Consider the following 17,102-nt stretch of genomic DNA (forward strand, 5'->3'; position numbering starts at 1 on the left):
CATGGACACCTTCTTCTCTTTCTACGTGCTGCCGGCGCTGATCATCCTGTTGAAGTCGGTCGTGCTGATCGTCGTGCTGTTGATCTTCGTTGCCTACATCCTGTACGCGGACCGCAAGATCTGGGCGGCGGTGCAGTTGCGCCGCGGCCCGAACGTCGTCGGCCCATGGGGCACGCTGCAGGCTTTCGCCGACCTTCTGAAGTTCGTGTTCAAGGAGCCGGTGATCCCGTCAGGCGCCAACAAGGGCGTTTTTCTGCTGGCGCCGCTGGTGTCGGCGGTGCTGGCGATCTCGGCCTGGGCGGTGATCCCGGTCAGCGACGGATGGGCGATCGCCAACATCAATGTCGGCATCCTCTATGTCTTCGCCATCTCCTCGCTCGAGGTCTATGGCGTGATCATGGGCGGCTGGGCGTCCAATTCGAAATACCCGTTCCTCGGTGCGCTGCGCTCGGCAGCGCAGATGGTGTCCTACGAAGTCTCGATCGGCTTCGTCATCGTCACCGTGCTGCTTTGCGTCGGCTCGCTCAACCTGTCCGACATCGTGCTGTCGCAGCAGGATGGGTTGGGCACGCGGGTCGGCCTGCCCAACACCTTCCTGGACTGGCACTGGCTGTCGCTGTTCCCGATGTTCGTCATCTTCTTCATCTCGGCGCTGGCCGAGACGAACCGTCCGCCGTTCGACCTCGTGGAGGCCGAATCGGAACTCGTCGCCGGCCATATGGTCGAATATTCGTCGACGCCGTTTCTGCTGTTCTTCCTCGGCGAATATGTCGCCATCGTGCTGATGTGCGCGCTGGCCACCATCCTGTTCCTCGGCGGCTGGCTGCCGCCCTTCGACTTCGCTCCCTTCACCTGGGTGCCGGGTCTGATCTGGTTCGTGCTCAAGGTCTGCCTGGTGTTCTTCATGATCTCCATGGTGAAGGCCTTCGTGCCGCGCTACCGCTATGACCAGTTGATGCGGCTCGGCTGGAAGGTCTTCCTGCCGATCTCGCTGGCGATGGTGGTGATCGTCGCCGCGTTCCTCAAGATCACGGGGTTTGCGTGATGTCCGCTCTATCCCAAGCCGCAAAGTCGCTGCTGCTGCAGGACTTCGTCAGCGCCTTCTTTTTGTCGATGCGCCAGTTCTTCGCGCCGAAAGAGACGATCAACTATCCGCACGAGAAGGGGCCGACCAGCCCGCGCTTCCGCGGCGAGCATGCGCTGCGCCGCTATCCGAACGGCGAAGAACGCTGCATCGCCTGCAAATTGTGCGAGGCGATCTGCCCGGCGCAGGCGATCACCATCGAGGCCGGTCCGCGCCGCAACGACGGCACGCGCCGCACCGTGCGCTACGACATCGATATGGTGAAGTGCATCTATTGCGGCTTCTGCCAAGAGGCCTGCCCGGTCGACGCCATCGTCGAAGGGCCGAATTTCGAATTCGCGACCGAGACGCGCGAGGAACTTTATTACGACAAGGACAAGCTGCTGGCCAATGGTGACCGCTGGGAGCGCGAACTGGCGCGCAACATCTCGCTGGATGCGCCGTACCGCTGACATTTGACGCATGGACGGGCGAGAGGCCTCGTTTTAGAGGATGATCCCGAAAAAGTTGCAGACGTTTCGGACAAGATCATCCTTCGGAATTGAAAGTGCCGCATGTTTCTTTCGATCGGGTCTTTCAACCCGATCGAAACATGCGATAGGAACACGAAACTTGCCGACCGGAGGCGGTGGCAAAACTTGAACAGGACGAACGTCCTGTTTGGACAGGAAACCCGGGGGAACCCATGCTGAATGGATTAGAGGCGGCCTTTTTCTACCTCTTCGCCTTTATCGCGGTGGCGTCGGCGTTCATGGTCATTTCGGCGCGCAATCCCGTGCATTCCGTGCTGTTCCTGATCCTGACCTTCTTCAACGCCGCCGGCCTGTTCATGCTGACCGGCGCCGAGTTCCTGGCGATGATCCTGCTCGTCGTCTATGTCGGCGCGGTCATGGTGCTGTTCCTGTTCGTCGTCATGATGCTCGACGTCGATTTCGCCGAAATGAAGGAAGGCGCCTTGCAATATGCGCCGATCGGCGCGCTGGTCGGGCTGATCCTGGCGGCTGAGCTGATCGTCGTGCTCGGCGGCTATACGTTCGCGCCGCAGCTGGCCGCGACCGTTTCGAAACCCATTCCCGACCTTGTGGCGCGGTCGAACACGGCAGCGCTCGGCGACATCCTCTATACGGACTACCTCTACTATTTCCAGATTGCAGGCCTTGTGCTGCTGGTCGCCATGATCGGCGCCATCGTGCTGACGCTACGCCACAAGCCGGGCGTCAAGCGGCAGTCGATATCAGCCCAGGTCGGCCGCACGCCGGCAACGGGAATGGAAATCCGCAAGGTCAAGACGGGCGAAGGAATCTGAAATGACCGTCGGCATCGCGCACTATCTCACCGTATCGGCGATCCTGTTCACGCTCGGCGTGTTCGGCATCTTCCTGAACCGCAGGAACATCATCGTCATCCTGATGTCGATCGAACTGATCCTGCTCGCGGTCAACATCAATTTCGTTGCCTTCTCGGCAGCACTCGGCGATCTCGTCGGTCAGGTGTTCGCGCTGTTCGTGCTGACGGTCGCCGCTGCTGAAGCGGCGATCGGCCTTGCCATTCTCGTCGTCTTCTTCCGCAACCGCGGTTCGATCGCGGTCGAAGACGTGAACATGATGAAGGGTTGACGGAAACCACCATGTATCAGGCCATCGTCTTCCTTCCTCTGCTCGGCTTCCTGGTCGTCGGCCTGTTCGGCACGTCGCTCGGCGCCAAGGCCTCCGAATACATCACCTCCGGCTTGCTGGTGATATCGGCCGTGCTGTCGTGGGTCGCCTTCTTCGCCGTCGGTTTCGGCGAGGGCGAAGTGTTCACCGTGCCGGTGCTGCGCTGGATCCAGTCGGGCGGGCTAGAGGCCGCATGGGCGCTCAGGATCGACACGCTGACGGTGGTGATGCTGGTCGTCGTCAACACGGTGTCAGCGCTGGTCCACATCTACTCGATCGGCTACATGCATCACGATCCGAACCGGCCGCGCTTCTTCGCCTATCTGTCGCTGTTCACCTTCGCCATGCTGATGCTGGTGACGGCCGACAACCTTGTGCAGATGTTCTTCGGCTGGGAAGGCGTCGGCCTCGCCTCCTATCTGCTGATCGGCTTCTGGTACAAGAAGCCGTCGGCCAATGCCGCCGCGATCAAGGCCTTCGTCGTCAACCGCGTTGGCGATTTCGGCTTCGCGCTCGGCATCTTCGGTGTGTTCGTGCTGTTCGGCTCGGTCAACCTCGGCACCATCTTCGCCAATGCGGCGACGTTCATCCCGGCCGAAGGCGCACCGCAGGGTGCTGCCGTATTGACCTTCCTCGGCTATGCGCTCGACAAGCAGGCTGCGATGACCGTCGTCTGCCTGCTGTTGTTCATGGGCGCGATGGGCAAGTCGGCCCAGGTGCCGCTGCACACCTGGCTTCCGGACGCCATGGAAGGCCCGACGCCGGTCTCGGCACTCATCCATGCCGCCACCATGGTGACGGCCGGCGTGTTCATGCTGGCGCGGCTGTCGCCGCTGTTCGAATTGTCGCATTCGGCATTGATCGTGGTCACCTTCATCGGCGCCTTCACCGCCTTCTTCGCGGCGACCGTCGGCCTTGTCCAGAACGACATCAAGCGCGTCATCGCCTATTCGACCTGTTCGCAGCTCGGCTACATGTTCGTGGCGCTCGGCGTAGGCGCCTATGGCGCGGCGATCTTCCATCTATTCACGCATGCCTTCTTCAAGGCGCTGCTGTTCTTAGGCTCCGGCTCGGTGATCCACGCCGTTTCCGACGAACAGGACATGCGCAATATGGGGGGCTTGAGGACACTCATCCCGAAGACCTACTGGATGATGGTGATCGGCACGCTGGCGCTGACCGGCGTCGGCATTCCGGTGACGGTCATCGGCACCGCCGGCTTCTTCTCCAAGGATGCGATCATCGAAAGCGCTTTTGCCGCGCATAATCCGGCCGCTGGCCTTGCCTTCGTGCTGCTGGTCGTCGCCGCCTGCTTCACCAGCTTCTACTCCTGGCGGCTGATCTTCATGACCTTCCACGGCCAGCCGCGGGCGAGCCACGAGGTCATGCACCATGTCCATGAATCGCCGCCGGTCATGCTGGTGCCGCTGTTCATCCTGGCGGCGGGCGCGCTGTTCGCCGGCGTGATCTTCCATGGCGCTTTCATCGGCGAGGGCTATGCCGAGTTCTGGAAGGCATCGCTGTTCACGCTGCCGGAAAATCACATCCTGCACGACATCCACGAAGTGCCGCTGTGGGTGAAGCTGGCGCCGTTCATCGCCATGCTGATCGGCTTTGCGATTGCCTGGCAGTTCTACATCCGCGCGCCGGAAATGCCAAAGAACCTCGCGGCGCAGCATCGCGGCCTCTACGCCTTCCTGCTCAACAAGTGGTATTTCGACGAGCTCTACGACTTCCTGTTCGTGCGGCCGGCAAAACGCCTCGGCCACTTCCTGTGGAAGACCGGCGACGGCACCGTCATCGACGGTCTCGGCCCGGACGGCGTTTCGGCGCGCGTCGTCGACGTCACCAACCGGGTCGTCAAGCTGCAGACCGGCTATCTTTATCACTACGCCTTCGCCATGCTGATCGGCGTTGCCGCACTCGTCACCTGGATGATGCTCTGATGACCGCCTGGCCGATCCTCTCGCTGGTCACCTTCCTGCCGCTGGTTGGTGTGCTGCTCATCCTGTTCGTCCGTGACGACAGCGAAAATGCACGCCGCAACATCCGCGCCATCGCGTTGTGGACGACGAGCGTCACCTTCATCATCTCGCTGTTCATCTGGACCGGCTTTGACAATTCGGAGCCTGGCTTCCAGTTCGTCGAGAAGCTTGCCTGGCTGGATTCCGGCATCTCCTACCACATGGGCGTCGACGGCATCTCGATGCTGTTCGTCATCCTGACCACCTTTCTGATGCCGCTCTGCATCCTGGCTTCGTGGGAATCGATCGAGAAGCGCGTCAAGGCCTACATGATCGCCTTTCTGTTGCTGGAGACGCTGATGATCGGCGTGTTCTGCGCGCTCGACATCGTTTTGTTCTACGTCTTCTTCGAAGCCGGCCTGATCCCGATGTTCATCATCATCGGCGTGTGGGGCGGCAAGCGGCGCGTCTACGCCTCGTTCAAGTTCTTCCTCTACACGCTGGCCGGTTCGGTGCTGATGCTGCTCGCCATCATGGCGATGTTCTTCCAGTCCGGCACCACCGACATCCCGACGCTTCTGACGCATAATTTCCCGGCCAGCATGCAGACCTGGCTGTGGCTCGCCTTCTTCGCGTCCTTCGCTGTGAAGATGCCGATGTGGCCGGTGCACACCTGGCTGCCGGACGCTCACGTCGAGGCGCCGACGGCCGGTTCGGTGATCCTGGCCGCCATCCTGCTCAAGATGGGCGGATACGGCTTCCTGCGCTTCTCGCTGCCGATGTTTCCGATCGCCTCGGAGATGTTCGCGCCGCTGGTGTTCGCGCTGTCCGTCGTCGCCATCATCTACACCTCGCTGGTGGCGCTCATGCAGGAGGACATGAAGAAGCTGATCGCCTATTCGTCGGTCGCCCATATGGGCTTCGTCACCATGGGCATCTTCGCGATGAACCAGGAAGGCGTGCAGGGGGCGATCTTCCAGATGCTGTCGCACGGCCTCGTCTCCGGCGCGCTGTTCCTCTGCGTCGGCGTCATCTACGACCGCATGCACACGCGCGACATCGACGCCTATGGCGGGCTGGTCAACAACATGCCGAAATACGCAACCGTGTTCATGATCTTCACCATGGCCAATGTCGGCCTGCCCGGCACCAGCGGCTTTGTCGGCGAGTTCCTGACCATGCTCGGCGTGTTCCGGGTCAATACCTGGGTGGCGTTCTTCGCCGCAACCGGCGTCATCCTGTCGGCGGCCTATGCGCTCTGGCTCTATCGACGGGTGATCTTCGGCGCGCTGACCAAGGACAGCCTCAAGGGGCTGCTCGATCTGTCGGCGCGCGAGAAGGTGATCATCTATCCGCTGGTCGTGCTGGTCATCTTCTTCGGCGTCTACCCGGCCCCGGTCTTCGACGCGACGGCCGAATCGGTCAAGGCGCTCGTCACCAATGTCACGGCATCCATCGACACCGCGCAGACCGCGGCGGCGAACTGATTGGGGATTTTGCGAACCATGACGCCGGACCTTCTCTCCAGCCTGTCGCTCTCGACACCAGAGCTGATCCTCGCCGTCGGCGCCCTGGCGCTGCTGATGCTCGGCGCCTATTCGCGCGCCAACACCACCACCACGGTGAGCGGCCTTGCCGTCGCCGTCCTCGTGATTGCGGGTGCCTGGATGGTCTTTTCCACCGGGCAGGGCACTGCCTATGGCGAAGCCTTCGTCCAGGATCCCTTCGCCCGCTTCATGAAGGTGCTGGCGCTGATCGGGTCGGCGGTGACGCTGGTCATGTCGATGCGCTTCGCCAAGGCGGAGCATTTCGACAAGTTCGAATATCCGGTGCTGATCCTGCTGTGCACGCTCGGCATGATGCTGATGATCTCGGCCAACGGCATGATCGGGCTTTATCTCGGCCTCGAACTGCAATCGCTGGCGATCTACGTGCTGGCGGCGATCAACCGGGACAATCTGCGCTCGACCGAGGCGGGGCTCAAGTACTTCGTCCTTGGGGCGCTGTCGTCGGGCATGCTGCTCTACGGCATCAGCCTGGTCTACGGCTATACCGGCAACACCGGGTTCCAGGAGATCGCCGCAGCCCTTGGCGGCGGCGAGCGACAGCTTGGCCTGGTCTTCGGTCTGGTCTTCGTGCTGGCCGGCCTCGCCTTCAAGATATCGGCGGTGCCGTTCCACATGTGGACGCCCGACGTCTATGAAGGCGCGCCGACGCCGGTGACGGCCTTCCTCGCGGCGGCGCCGAAAATGGCGGCGATGGCGCTGATCGTGCGCGTCACCATGGGCGCATTCAAGCCGATTGCCGCCGACTGGCAGCAGATCATCGTCTTCATCTCGATCGCCTCGATGGCACTCGGCGCCTTCGCGGCCATTGGCCAGACCAATATCAAGCGGCTGATGGCCTATTCCTCGATCGGACACATGGGCTACGCGCTGGTCGGCCTCGCCGCCAACAGCCAGGCCGGCGTGCGCGGCGTCGCCATCTACATGCTGATCTATCTGGTGATGACGCTCGGCACCTTCGCCTTCATCCTCGCCATGCGGCGCAAGGAAGGCAATGTCGAGCAGATCAGCGATCTCGCCGGCCTGTCGTCGACCAATCCGATCATGGCGACGATCCTGACCATCCTGATGTTCTCGCTGGCCGGCATCCCGCCGCTCGCCGGGTTCTGGGGGAAATGGTACGTGTTTCTCGCCGCCATCAACGCCAACCTCTACGCGCTGGCGATCATCGGCGTGCTGGCCTCGGTGGTGGGCGCCTATTATTATCTGCGCATCATCAAGATCATGTGGTTCGACGAACCGGTCGGCGGCTTCGTGCCGATGGCGACCGAGCTTCGCGTCGTGCTAGGCGTCAGCGGCGCCTTCGTGCTGTTCTACGTGCTGATCGGCGGACCGATCGGCACCTACGCCGAAGCCGCCGCCAAAACGTTTTTCTGACGGGATGACATTTCGGCTGGCTCCAACGGCGGCGTCGGAAGGGTTCCGGCTCGAGGCACATGACACGGTCGGTTCCACCAATGCGCTGGCGCTGGACCATGCGCGGTCGGGGGACCCGGGCAAGCTCTGGGTCGTTTCAAAGAAGCAGGAAAGCGGGCGTGGCCGGCGCGGCCGGGTCTGGGCAACGCCCGAGGGCAATCTGGCGGCGACGCTGCTGTTGATCACCAATGCCGAGCTACGTCTTGCCGCGACGCTCGGCTTCGTCGCCGGGCTGGCGCTGGCCGATGCGCTCGACGCCGTCGTGCCGAAGGGCAGGATCGCAATCGGTCTCGACGGCGGCAGCGATGGGAAGAACCGCTTCGAGCTGAAATGGCCCAACGATGTGCTTGCCTCCGGCGCCAAGCTTGCCGGCATCCTGCTGGAATCGGCTGTTCTGGATGGCGACCGTTTCGCGGTGGCGGTCGGCATCGGCGTCAATGTGGTGGCATACCCCAAGGATTTACCTTATCCGGCGACATCGCTTTACGCGCTGGGCGCTACCTGCGATGCCGAGACCTTGTTTCTGGCGCTGTCGGATGCCTGGAGCGAAAATGCGCGGCTGTGGAATGACGGGCGCGGGCTTTCCGCCGTCAGGCGGCGCTGGCTGGCGCGAGCGGCGGGGCTCGGCGGGCAAGTTGCTGTCAGAATTGACGGTAATGTGGTGCGCGGCACGTTCGAGACCATTGACGAGGACTGCCGTTTCGTGATCCGCGACGATAAGGGTTCGGTTCTGACGATCGCCGCCGGCGACGTGCATTTCGGCGCGGTCGCGTCGACCCAGGTTTGAAAGGCTTGGTCCGACCGGCCAGGAAAGGAAAGATCATGGCGAAAGCGGAAAACGCCGAGCTCGTCTTCGTGCCGCTCGGCGGCGTCGGCGAGATCGGCATGAACTTCGCCCTCTATGGCTATGGGCCGGCCGATGCGCGTGAATGGATCGTCGTCGATGTCGGCGTCACCTTTCCCGATGCCAGCCTGCCTGGTGTCGACCTGGTGCTGCCCGACACGCGCTTCATCGAGGAGAACATCGCCAATCTGCGCGGCATCGTCATCACCCACGCGCATGAGGACCACTACGGCGCGCTGCTCGACACATGGCCGAAGATCAAGGCGCCGGTCTGGATGACGCCGTTCGGCGCCGGATTGCTGGAGGCCAAGCGCCAGGGCGAGCAGGGTGCGCCGAAGATCCCGTTGACGATCTACCGGGCCGGCGAAAAATTCAGCGTCGGCCCGTTCGAGATCGAAGCCATCCCGGTCGCGCATTCGATTCCCGAACCGATGTCACTGGCGATCACCACGCCGGCCGGCACCGTCATCCACACCGGCGACTGGAAGATCGATCCGGCGCCGACGATCGGGCCGATGACCGACGAGGCCCGCTTCCGCGCCTATGGCGACAAGGGCGTGCTGGCGCTGATCTGCGATTCCACCAACGCGCTGCGGGAAGGCGATTCGCCGTCGGAAGTGGCGGTGGGCGAGGGCCTCAAGGGCGTCATCCAGAGCGCCAAGGGCCGCGTCGCGGTCACCACTTTCTCCTCCAATGTCGGGCGCATCGTTTCCATTGCCAAGGCCGCAAGGGATGCAGGCCGCCAATGCCTGGTGCTCGGTCGCTCGCTGAAGCGCGTCATCGATGTGGCTGACGAGCTTGGCTATATGGACGGGCTGCCCGAATTCATCGCCGAGGAGGATTTTGGCTTCATCCCGCGCGAAAACCTCGTCATCATCTGCACCGGCAGCCAGGGCGAGCCGCTTGCGGCACTGGCGAAACTGTCGCGCGACGAGATGAAATCGGTGTCGCTGACATCGGGCGACACGGTGGTGTTCTCCTCGCGCACCATCCCCGGCAACGAGAAGGGGATTCTCGAGATCAAGAACCGCCTGATCGATCTCGGCATCAAGATCATCGAGGACGGCGATGCGCTGGTGCATGTTTCCGGCCATCCGCGCCGCAGCGAGTTGCGCAAGATGTACGAATGGGTGCGCCCGCAGATCGGCGTGCCGGTGCATGGCGAGGCGGCGCATCTGGTGGCGCAGGGCTCGCTGATGTCGGTGTCCGGCATCGGCCAGGTGGCGCAAGTGCGTGACGGCGACATGCTGCGGCTCTATCCCGGTGCGGCGACGATCATCGACCAGGTGCCGTTCGGCCGCATCTACAAGGACGGCAGGCTGATCGGCACCGACCAGGCGATGGGCATTCGCGACCGGCGCAAGCTGTCCTTCGCCGGCCATGTCGCGGTCAATGTCGTGCTCGATGACAGATATGAGCTTGCCGGCGATCCCGATCTGGTGGCCATCGGCGTCGCCGAGGCCGATGCAAGCGGCGAGAGACTGGAAGACCTGATGATCGATGCGGCAATCGGCGCCGTGGACTCCATCCCCCGTCAGCGCCGAAAAGACCTCGACCTCGTGCAGGAGGCCGTGCGCCGCGCCGTGCGCGGCGCCGCCAACGAAGCGTGGGGCAAGAAGCCGTTGGTGACAGTGTTCGTCACGCGGTGACGAACAAGGGAGTAGGGTAGTAGGGCAGTAAGGGAGTAGGGACGTAAGAAGCAGGAGCGCAAACAGTCTGCACTCCCAGATCATGTTTTTCCCTACTCCCTTACTGCCCTACTACCCTACTCCCCTAACCTGGGAGCCCCTATGCTCGGACGCTTGAACCATGTCGCGCTTGCCGTGCCGGATCTGGCCGCGGCGACTGCGGCCTATCGCGACACGCTCGGGGCTCGGGTGACCGCGCCGCAGGCGCTGCCGGAGCATGGCGTGACGGTGGTGTTCGTCGATGTCGGCAACACCAAGGTCGAATTGCTGGAGCCGCTGGGCGAGGGCTCGCCGATCGCGGCATTTCTCGAGAAGAACCCCTCGGGCGGCATGCATCACGTCTGCTATGAGGTCGACGACATTCTTGCCGCTCGCGACCACCTCAGGGCCAGCGGCGCCCGTATCCTGGGCGACGGCAATCCGAAGACCGGTGCGCATGGCAAGCCGGTGCTGTTCCTGCATCCCAAGGATTTCTTCGGCACGCTGGTCGAACTGGAGCAAGCATGAGCTGGGTTTCGTTCCTCGCCCTGTTCTTCATCACGTGGTGGGTGGTGCTGTTCGCCATCCTGCCGTTCAGCGTGAGAACGCAGGACGAGGATCAGGACGTGACGCTGGGTACGGTACCCAGCGCTCCGCGCGGACCGCACATGGTGCGCGCGGCGCTACGAACGACGATCGTCACGATGGTTCTTCTTGGCATCTTCTATGGCGTTACGAGGGGGCTCGGCCTCGGCATCGACGACATACCGCACATCGTGCCGGATTTTAGCCAGAGCCCCAAGCGTTAGCATGGCCGGCAATTCGTCGCCCTGAACGCGAGCGCCGATGGGGCAAAACAAAGCCGGCTTCCGAATTTGTCAGCTCCCGCGAGTGCGTCGCGCACCCCCAGGCGATTCATGATTACGCGCGTCAATTTCTTGTTTTATGCATGGCGTATCTCAAAAGCGGCCGCGCATCTGCGAGGCGGCATGTCTGGATAAAGCGATTTGGCAATACGTCGTGCTAACCAAATGATTGCACAAAAAAAATGCAAGGCACAAGGCCTTGCAATTTAAACGCGTCCGATCTGTTTCCGGTGTCCGGCGGCAGCGAGTAACCGCGCCTAGATCGCATCCTCCCAAGACTTTGACCGCGTAGGAGGGCAGATTTCCTTCCGCCCTCTCGGTTATCGGCGCACATTAGCCCAAGGCGGATGAAAATGTCACGCGGAATTTTGCCTAGAAATAAGCAATCTCGTGCTGCAGTGCACAATAGTAGGGCAGGCGTTGCTTGCGAAACGACCAGCAAGGCGGTTGCGGCACTGCGACACCTTTGCGGGCGCCTGGGGGCGGGTTTCCATTCCGTCATGAAATGGCTATTAAGCCGGGGCAAGCAAGCCAGCGCTGCGCCGATTCCGGTGCGGCAATCCTCACTCACGGACCAGTCCATGCGTTTGTCGCGCTATTTCCTGCCGATCCTCAAAGAAAATCCGCGCGAGGCTGAAATCGTCTCGCACCGGCTGATGCTGCGCTCCGGCATGATCCGCCAGCAGGGGCAAGGCAGTTTTTCCTGGCTGCCGCTCGGCAAAAGGGTGCTGGACAAGGTCTGCAGGATCATTCGCGAGGAGCAGAACCGGGCCGGCGCGCTCGAGATCCTGATGCCGACCATCCAGTCCGCCGAGCTGTGGCGCGAAAGCGGCCGCTATGACGACTACGGCAAGGAGATGCTGCGCATCAAGGACCGGCAAGATCGCGACATGCTTTACGGACCGACCAACGAGGAAATGGTCACCGAGATTTTCCGCGCCTACGTGAAGTCCTATAAGGATTTGCCGCTCAACCTCTATCACATCCAGTGGAAATTCCGCGACGAGGTGCGGCCGCGGTTCGGCGTCATGCGTTCGCGCGAGTTCCTGATGAAGGACGCTTATTCCTTCGACCTCGACTTCGAAAGCGCCAAGGCGGCCTATAACAGGATGTTCGTATCCTATCTCCGGACGTTCACGCGCATGGGGCTGCAGGCGATCCCGATGCGAGCCGACACCGGGCCGATCGGCGGTGACCTCAGCCACGAATTCATCATCCTGGCCGACACCGGCGAAAGCCAGGTGTTTTGCCATCGCGACTACCTTGCGCTGACGGTACCGGGCGAAGGCACGGATTTCTCGAACGATGCCGAGATCAGCGGCATCGTCACGAAATGGACGGCACCCTATGCCGCCACCGACGAGATGCACGACGAAGCAGCATGGGAAAAGGTCGCCGAGACGGACCGGGTCTCGGCGCGCGGCATCGAGGTCGGCCATATCTTCCATTTCGGCGACAAATATTCGAAGCCGATGGGCGCCAAGGTGACCGGGCCCGACGGTAAGGATCATTTCGTCTCGGGGGGGTCCTACGGCATAGGCCCGTCACGGCTGGTCGCGGCGATCATCGAGGCCAGCCATGACGACAACGGCATCATCTGGCCGGAGGCGGTGGCGCCTTTCGACATTGGTCTGATCAACATGAAGGCCGGCGACGCCGAGTGCGACCGCGTTTGCGACGACCTTTATGCGGCGTTTGCCGCTGCCGGGAAGGACGTGCTCTACGACGACACCGACCAGCGGCCGGGCGGCAAGTTCGCCACCGCCGACCTGATCGGCCTGCCGTGGCAGGTGATCGTCGGACCGCGCGGCGTGGCAGCCGGCGAGATCGAAATCAAGAACCGCAAGACCGGCGAGCGCGAGACGCTGCCGATCGCGGACGTGAAGAAACGCTTCGGTGTTGCCGCATGAGCGAAGCGGCCGCAGCGAAACCCCTGGCCGCCGGACCTTTTTCCGTCTTCGAACGCATGGTTGCGTGGCGCTATCTGCGTTCGCGCCGCAAGGAGACGGTGATCTCCGTCATCGCCTCGATCTCCTTCCTCGGCATCATGCTGGGCGTCGCCACGCTGATCGTCGTGATGGCTGTCATGAACGGCTTTCGCGCCGAGCTCCTGACGCGCATCCTCGGCGTCAACGGCCATCTGATCGTGCAGCCGCTCGACATGCCGCTTGAGGACTACGCGCAGGTTGCCGGCCGCATCAACGGCGTGTCCGGCGTCAAATACGCCATTCCGCTGATCGACGGGCAGGTGCTGGCGCAAGGCAATGTCGGCGGCGGGTCAGGGGCGCTGGTGCGCGGCATACGCGGTGAGGATCTGGGCAAGATCTCGATCGTCGCAACCAATATCAAGCAGGGCTCGATCGCCGATTTCGACGCAAGCGAGGGCGTCGCCATCGGCAGCCGCATGGCCGACAATCTCGGTCTCGTGCTCGGCGACACCATCACGCTGATCGCGCCCGAGGGCGATGTGACGCCGCTCGGCACGACGCCGCGCATGAAGGGTTACCCGATCACGGCGATCTTCGAAGTCGGCATGTCGGAATACGACAGCTCCATCGTCTACATGCCGTTCTCGGAAGCGCAGCTCTATTTCAACATGGACGGCCGGGCCCAGACCATCGAGATCTATGTCGACAATCCCGACGGTGTCGACGCGCTGAAGCCGAAGGTCGAGGAGGCCGCCCAGCGGCCGATCAGCATGGTCGACTGGCGAGAGCGCAACAGGACATTCTTCGATGCGCTGCAAGTGGAACGCAACGTCATGTTCATGATCCTGACGCTGATCGTGCTGGTGGCGGCGCTCAACATCATCTCGGGCCTGATCATGCTGGTGAAGGACAAGGGCCACGACATCGCCATCCTACGCACCATGGGCGCCACGCGGGGTGCTATCCTGCGCATCTTCCTGATGACAGGGGCGGCGATCGGCGTGGTGGGCACACTCGCCGGCGTCCTCCTCGGCGTCGTCATCTGCCTGAATGTCGAGCGCATCCGCCAGTTCTTCTCCTGGCTGGCCGGCGAGAGGCTGTTCAATCCCGAGCTCTATTTCCTGAGCCAGCTGCCGGCCCGCATGGACGCCAGCGAGACGATTTCGGTGGTTCTGATGGCACTAGTGCTATCGTTCCTGGCGACCCTGTTTCCGGCATGGCGCGCGGCCAGGCTCGATCCGGTCGAAGCGCTGAGGTACGAATGATGGCCGAGGCCATTATCGAGCTGAAGAGCGTCGAGCGGCACTATGTCCAAGGCCCGCGCAAGCTCACCATTCTCAAAGGCGCCGATTTTTCGCTGAAGCGCGGCGAGATCGTGGCGCTGGTGGCGCCCTCTGGCACCGGCAAGTCGACGCTGTTGCATACCGCCGGGCTGCTGGAACGGCCGGACGCAGGCGACGTGATTCTGGCAGGCCGTGCTTGCGGGCGGCTTTCCGACGACGAGCGCACGGCGATCCGCCGCAACGATGTCGGCTTCGTCTATCAGTTCCATCACCTGCTGCCGGAGTTCACGGCGCTGGAAAACATCATGATGCCGCAGCTGATAAAGGGGCTGACGCGCAAGGAGGCCGCCGAGCGTTCGGCGCAACTGCTCGACTACATGCAGATCGGCAAGCGTGCGCAGCACCGGCCGTCCGAATTGTCCGGCGGCGAGCAGCAGCGCGTCGCCATCGCGCGTGCCGTCGCCAATGCGCCGCTGGTGCTTCTGGCCGACGAGCCGACCGGCAATCTCGACCCGGTTACCGCCTCCTATGTGTTCGAGGCGCTGGGAGCGCTGGTCCGGCAATCGGGCCTTGCGGCGCTGATCGCGACCCACAATCACGAGCTTGCCTCGCGCATGGACCGTCGCGTCACGCTGGCCGACGGCAAGGTTGTTCCACTCTAAGCGCGCCGTCTTCTCGGTAGTCTTTCACGGCCGTTCAGTGCGCGGACGGCCGACAATTTGCCCATCAACCTTTCCTTAACCCTGCCGAACTGATCGCCCGGATTTCGCGGCGGGCCTGGATTGCGGTCGTTGACATTCGAACAAAATTAGAACAAAATACGAACATACTGAAAACAGGAGAGAGTTATGACTGGTCTTGTTCAGGATGTCGTGTCACTGGTGTGCATGAGCACGTTTCTCATTTCCATGGCGATCTGGATCGGAGCGATGTGAGGCAGCGCTGACGGACGCGGCTCGAACGCCGACGCCTCGCTCTTTACGGGGTGAGAGGCAGCATCGGAGCTCGGCGCTTCGTTGCCGATTTGTCAGCCGGCATTTTTTGTCAGCCGGCCTTGCGGGCCGTTTCGACAAGCAAAGGTGCCGCGGGGCCGAAGACGTCCTCGAAGGCGGATTTCAGCGCGAGGTCGAGGTCGGCCATCCCTACGGGCAGGCCGAGATCGACGAGGCTGGTGACGCCGTGATCCTGCACGCCGCACGGCACGATGCCGCTGAAGTGGCTGAGGTCCGGCTCGACATTGATGGCGATGCCGTGAAAGCTCACCCAGCGCCTCAGCCTGATGCCGATGGCGGCGATCTTGTCCTCGGCGAGCGATCCGTCGGCCAGGGTGGGGCGATCCGACCGCGCCACCCAGACGCCGACACGGTCCTCGCGCCGTTCGCCGCGCACGTTGAAGGCGGCGAGCGTGCCGATGATCCATCGTTCAAGTGCGGCGACGAAGGCGCGGACATCCTCGCGCCGCCGCTTCAGGTCGAGCATCACATAAGCGACCCGCTGGCCTGGCCCGTGATAGGTGTATTCACCGCCGCGTCCGGCTGCAAACACCGGGAAGCGGTCCGGCTCGATCAGGTCCTCGATGCGGGCGCTGGTGCCGGCCGTGTAGAGCGGCGGGTGCTCGACTAGCCAGACCATCTCGCCGGCGGCGCCGCTTCGGATCGCTTCGGCGCGCGCCTCCATCACGGCAAGCGCCTCCGGATAGGCGGTGAGGCCGGATTCGATCCGCCATTCGACCGGCGCCGAACCGGGCAGGGGCAGGAACGACGTGGCGATCTGGCTGCGTTCTGTCATGGCGTGTCTCGTGTCGCTTCACATATGGCGGCAATCGGCCGAAACGTCCAGTTCCGAGCGCGCTCCAACGCTTTGGATGGTTATGCCGAATCCCCGGCAATTATTGCGCGACGCGCCCTTGTTTCGCCGGAAACGATTTGCTACACGCCGCGAGCCGGTTCGTTCCGGCTCCTACCACGTGCGGTCGTGGCGGAATTGGTAGACGCGCAGCGTTGAGGTCGCTGTGGGGCAACCCGTGGAAGTTCGAGTCTTCTCGACCGCACCAATGAAATTCGAAAGCTAAACCTCTAACTCATTGAAATGTCATGGCCACCGAGAACCTCCTTAAGGGGGTGCTTGGCTTCGCCTTACTGCGATACAAAGTGAGATACATCGCGAGTTTGGCCCATGCGAAAAGAGGTCGCCGCGGAGTCCGCCAGAGACCCGGATCGTTATCTCATTCAGCGTGGCGGGGTTTTCTATTATCACCGGCGAATGCCTGCCAAGATGGTCGGCATAGATGATCGGGGCAGGTTCATTCGCAAATCCCTGGAAACGGATGAGCGCCGCCTTGCACGTGCTATGCGCGACAAGCTCGAAGACGCGGACAAGACCCTGTGGGCCGTACTTCTTGCTGGCGGCGAGACAAGGTCGGCACTCGATCAGTATCGCGACGCCGTTCGCCGGGCTGAAGCCATGGGGTTTCCTATCTTTTAAACGGATAGGTTGCAGGCTTTCATAACGTCGATTCGATTTTAAAGCGTGCCGAAGCGCTGGAGCGCGTTCAAGCGGCCCCGGCCGTGGCCGACGCTCTTCTCGGTGGCGTGCGAGTGCCGCCTGTCAAGATCTCCGAAGCCTTTGATGTCTATGCCAATGAGATCATGGCACATGAAGTGGTCGGCAAGAGCCAGTCGCAGCGCCGAATGTGGAAAAGAAAGTAAAAGAGAGCGATCAATAATTTTGTTGCCCTTATCGGCGACAAGTCCATCGGTGAAATCACGCGCGAGGACGGATTGGCCTTCTACCGGTTCTGGCTTAGGCGCGTCGCACCGCCGCCGGAAGC

17 protein-coding genes and 1 tRNA gene are annotated in these 17,102 nt (G+C 62.4%); 17 read left to right on the plus strand and 1 reads right to left on the minus strand.

Annotation, left to right across the window (positions count from 1 at the left end):
* Position 1 precedes the first annotated feature (1 nt).
* The 14 genes from nuoH (at position 2) to AC0NID_RS18930 (ending at position 14,934) form a co-directional block, all read left to right on the plus strand.
* Positions 2-1,045, plus strand: coding sequence for an NADH-quinone oxidoreductase subunit NuoH (nuoH, locus tag AC0NID_RS18865; protein ID WP_145720899.1), 1,044 nt, complete (start codon positions 2-4; stop codon positions 1,043-1,045).
* A complete protein-coding gene (gene nuoI, locus AC0NID_RS18870) occupies positions 1,045-1,536 on the plus strand; it encodes an NADH-quinone oxidoreductase subunit NuoI (protein ID WP_027046992.1) in 492 nt (163 codons plus the stop codon). Before nuoH ends, nuoI begins: the two co-directional genes overlap by 1 nt.
* A 233-nt stretch (positions 1,537-1,769) precedes the next feature.
* Positions 1,770-2,390: an NADH-quinone oxidoreductase subunit J gene (locus AC0NID_RS18875; protein WP_145720898.1), complete on the plus strand. Its 621-nt coding sequence runs from the start codon at positions 1,770-1,772 to the stop codon at positions 2,388-2,390.
* A gap of 1 nt (position 2,391) precedes the next feature.
* On the plus strand, positions 2,392-2,700 hold the full coding sequence (gene nuoK / locus AC0NID_RS18880) for an NADH-quinone oxidoreductase subunit NuoK (RefSeq protein ID WP_006335669.1): 309 nt from the start codon (positions 2,392-2,394) through the stop codon (positions 2,698-2,700).
* A gap of 11 nt (positions 2,701-2,711) precedes the next feature.
* Positions 2,712-4,685, plus strand: a complete 1,974-nt coding sequence (gene nuoL / locus AC0NID_RS18885; RefSeq protein ID WP_473455691.1) for an NADH-quinone oxidoreductase subunit L — start codon at positions 2,712-2,714, stop codon at positions 4,683-4,685.
* Positions 4,685-6,190, plus strand: coding sequence for an NADH-quinone oxidoreductase subunit M (locus AC0NID_RS18890; protein ID WP_473455690.1), 1,506 nt, complete (start codon positions 4,685-4,687; stop codon positions 6,188-6,190). The genes nuoL and AC0NID_RS18890 overlap by 1 nt, the downstream gene beginning before the upstream one ends.
* Before the next feature lie 18 nt (positions 6,191-6,208).
* Positions 6,209-7,645 (plus strand): NADH-quinone oxidoreductase subunit NuoN, encoded by a 1,437-nt coding sequence (nuoN, locus tag AC0NID_RS18895; protein ID WP_473455689.1) that lies wholly within the window; start codon positions 6,209-6,211, stop codon positions 7,643-7,645.
* A gap of 4 nt (positions 7,646-7,649) precedes the next feature.
* Positions 7,650-8,471 (plus strand): biotin--[acetyl-CoA-carboxylase] ligase, encoded by an 822-nt coding sequence (locus AC0NID_RS18900; RefSeq protein WP_473455688.1) that lies wholly within the window; start codon positions 7,650-7,652, stop codon positions 8,469-8,471.
* A gap of 35 nt (positions 8,472-8,506) precedes the next feature.
* Positions 8,507-10,177, plus strand: a complete 1,671-nt coding sequence (locus AC0NID_RS18905) for a ribonuclease J (RefSeq protein ID WP_473455687.1) — start codon at positions 8,507-8,509, stop codon at positions 10,175-10,177.
* A 141-nt stretch (positions 10,178-10,318) separates the two neighbouring features.
* Complete coding sequence (gene mce / locus AC0NID_RS18910) at positions 10,319-10,723, plus strand: methylmalonyl-CoA epimerase (RefSeq protein WP_473455686.1); 405 nt, start codon at positions 10,319-10,321, stop codon at positions 10,721-10,723.
* Entirely contained in the window at positions 10,720-11,004 is a 285-nt protein-coding gene (locus tag AC0NID_RS18915; RefSeq protein WP_473455685.1) for a DUF1467 family protein, read from the plus strand. The genes mce and AC0NID_RS18915 overlap by 4 nt, the downstream gene beginning before the upstream one ends.
* A 638-nt stretch (positions 11,005-11,642) precedes the next feature.
* Positions 11,643-12,971, plus strand: a complete 1,329-nt coding sequence (gene proS / locus AC0NID_RS18920; protein ID WP_473455684.1) for a proline--tRNA ligase — start codon at positions 11,643-11,645, stop codon at positions 12,969-12,971.
* Positions 12,968-14,254, plus strand: a complete 1,287-nt coding sequence (locus AC0NID_RS18925) for a lipoprotein-releasing ABC transporter permease subunit (protein WP_473455683.1) — start codon at positions 12,968-12,970, stop codon at positions 14,252-14,254. Before proS ends, AC0NID_RS18925 begins: the two co-directional genes overlap by 4 nt.
* On the plus strand, positions 14,251-14,934 hold the full coding sequence (locus AC0NID_RS18930) for an ABC transporter ATP-binding protein (protein WP_208760208.1): 684 nt from the start codon (positions 14,251-14,253) through the stop codon (positions 14,932-14,934). The genes AC0NID_RS18925 and AC0NID_RS18930 overlap by 4 nt, the downstream gene beginning before the upstream one ends.
* 382 nt (positions 14,935-15,316) lie before the next feature.
* Here the strand turns inward: AC0NID_RS18930 and lipB are convergent, their stop codons facing one another.
* On the minus strand, positions 15,317-16,060 hold the full coding sequence (gene lipB / locus AC0NID_RS18935; RefSeq protein ID WP_473455682.1) for a lipoyl(octanoyl) transferase LipB: 744 nt from the start codon (positions 16,058-16,060) through the stop codon (positions 15,317-15,319).
* 180 nt (positions 16,061-16,240) lie between these two features.
* On the opposite strand from lipB, the gene AC0NID_RS18940 reads away from it, so the two are divergent.
* From AC0NID_RS18940 to AC0NID_RS18950, 3 genes are all read left to right on the plus strand, one after another.
* A tRNA-Leu gene (locus AC0NID_RS18940) sits at positions 16,241-16,325 on the plus strand.
* A gap of 122 nt (positions 16,326-16,447) precedes the next feature.
* Positions 16,448-16,756: a DUF6538 domain-containing protein gene (locus AC0NID_RS18945; protein WP_473455681.1), complete on the plus strand. Its 309-nt coding sequence runs from the start codon at positions 16,448-16,450 to the stop codon at positions 16,754-16,756.
* An 83-nt stretch (positions 16,757-16,839) separates the two neighbouring features.
* A complete protein-coding gene (locus AC0NID_RS18950) occupies positions 16,840-16,980 on the plus strand; it encodes a hypothetical protein (RefSeq protein ID WP_473455680.1) in 141 nt (46 codons plus the stop codon).
* The last annotated feature ends 122 nt before the right edge of the window (positions 16,981-17,102 follow it).

The organism is Mesorhizobium sp. WSM4821 (assembly GCF_055901555.1).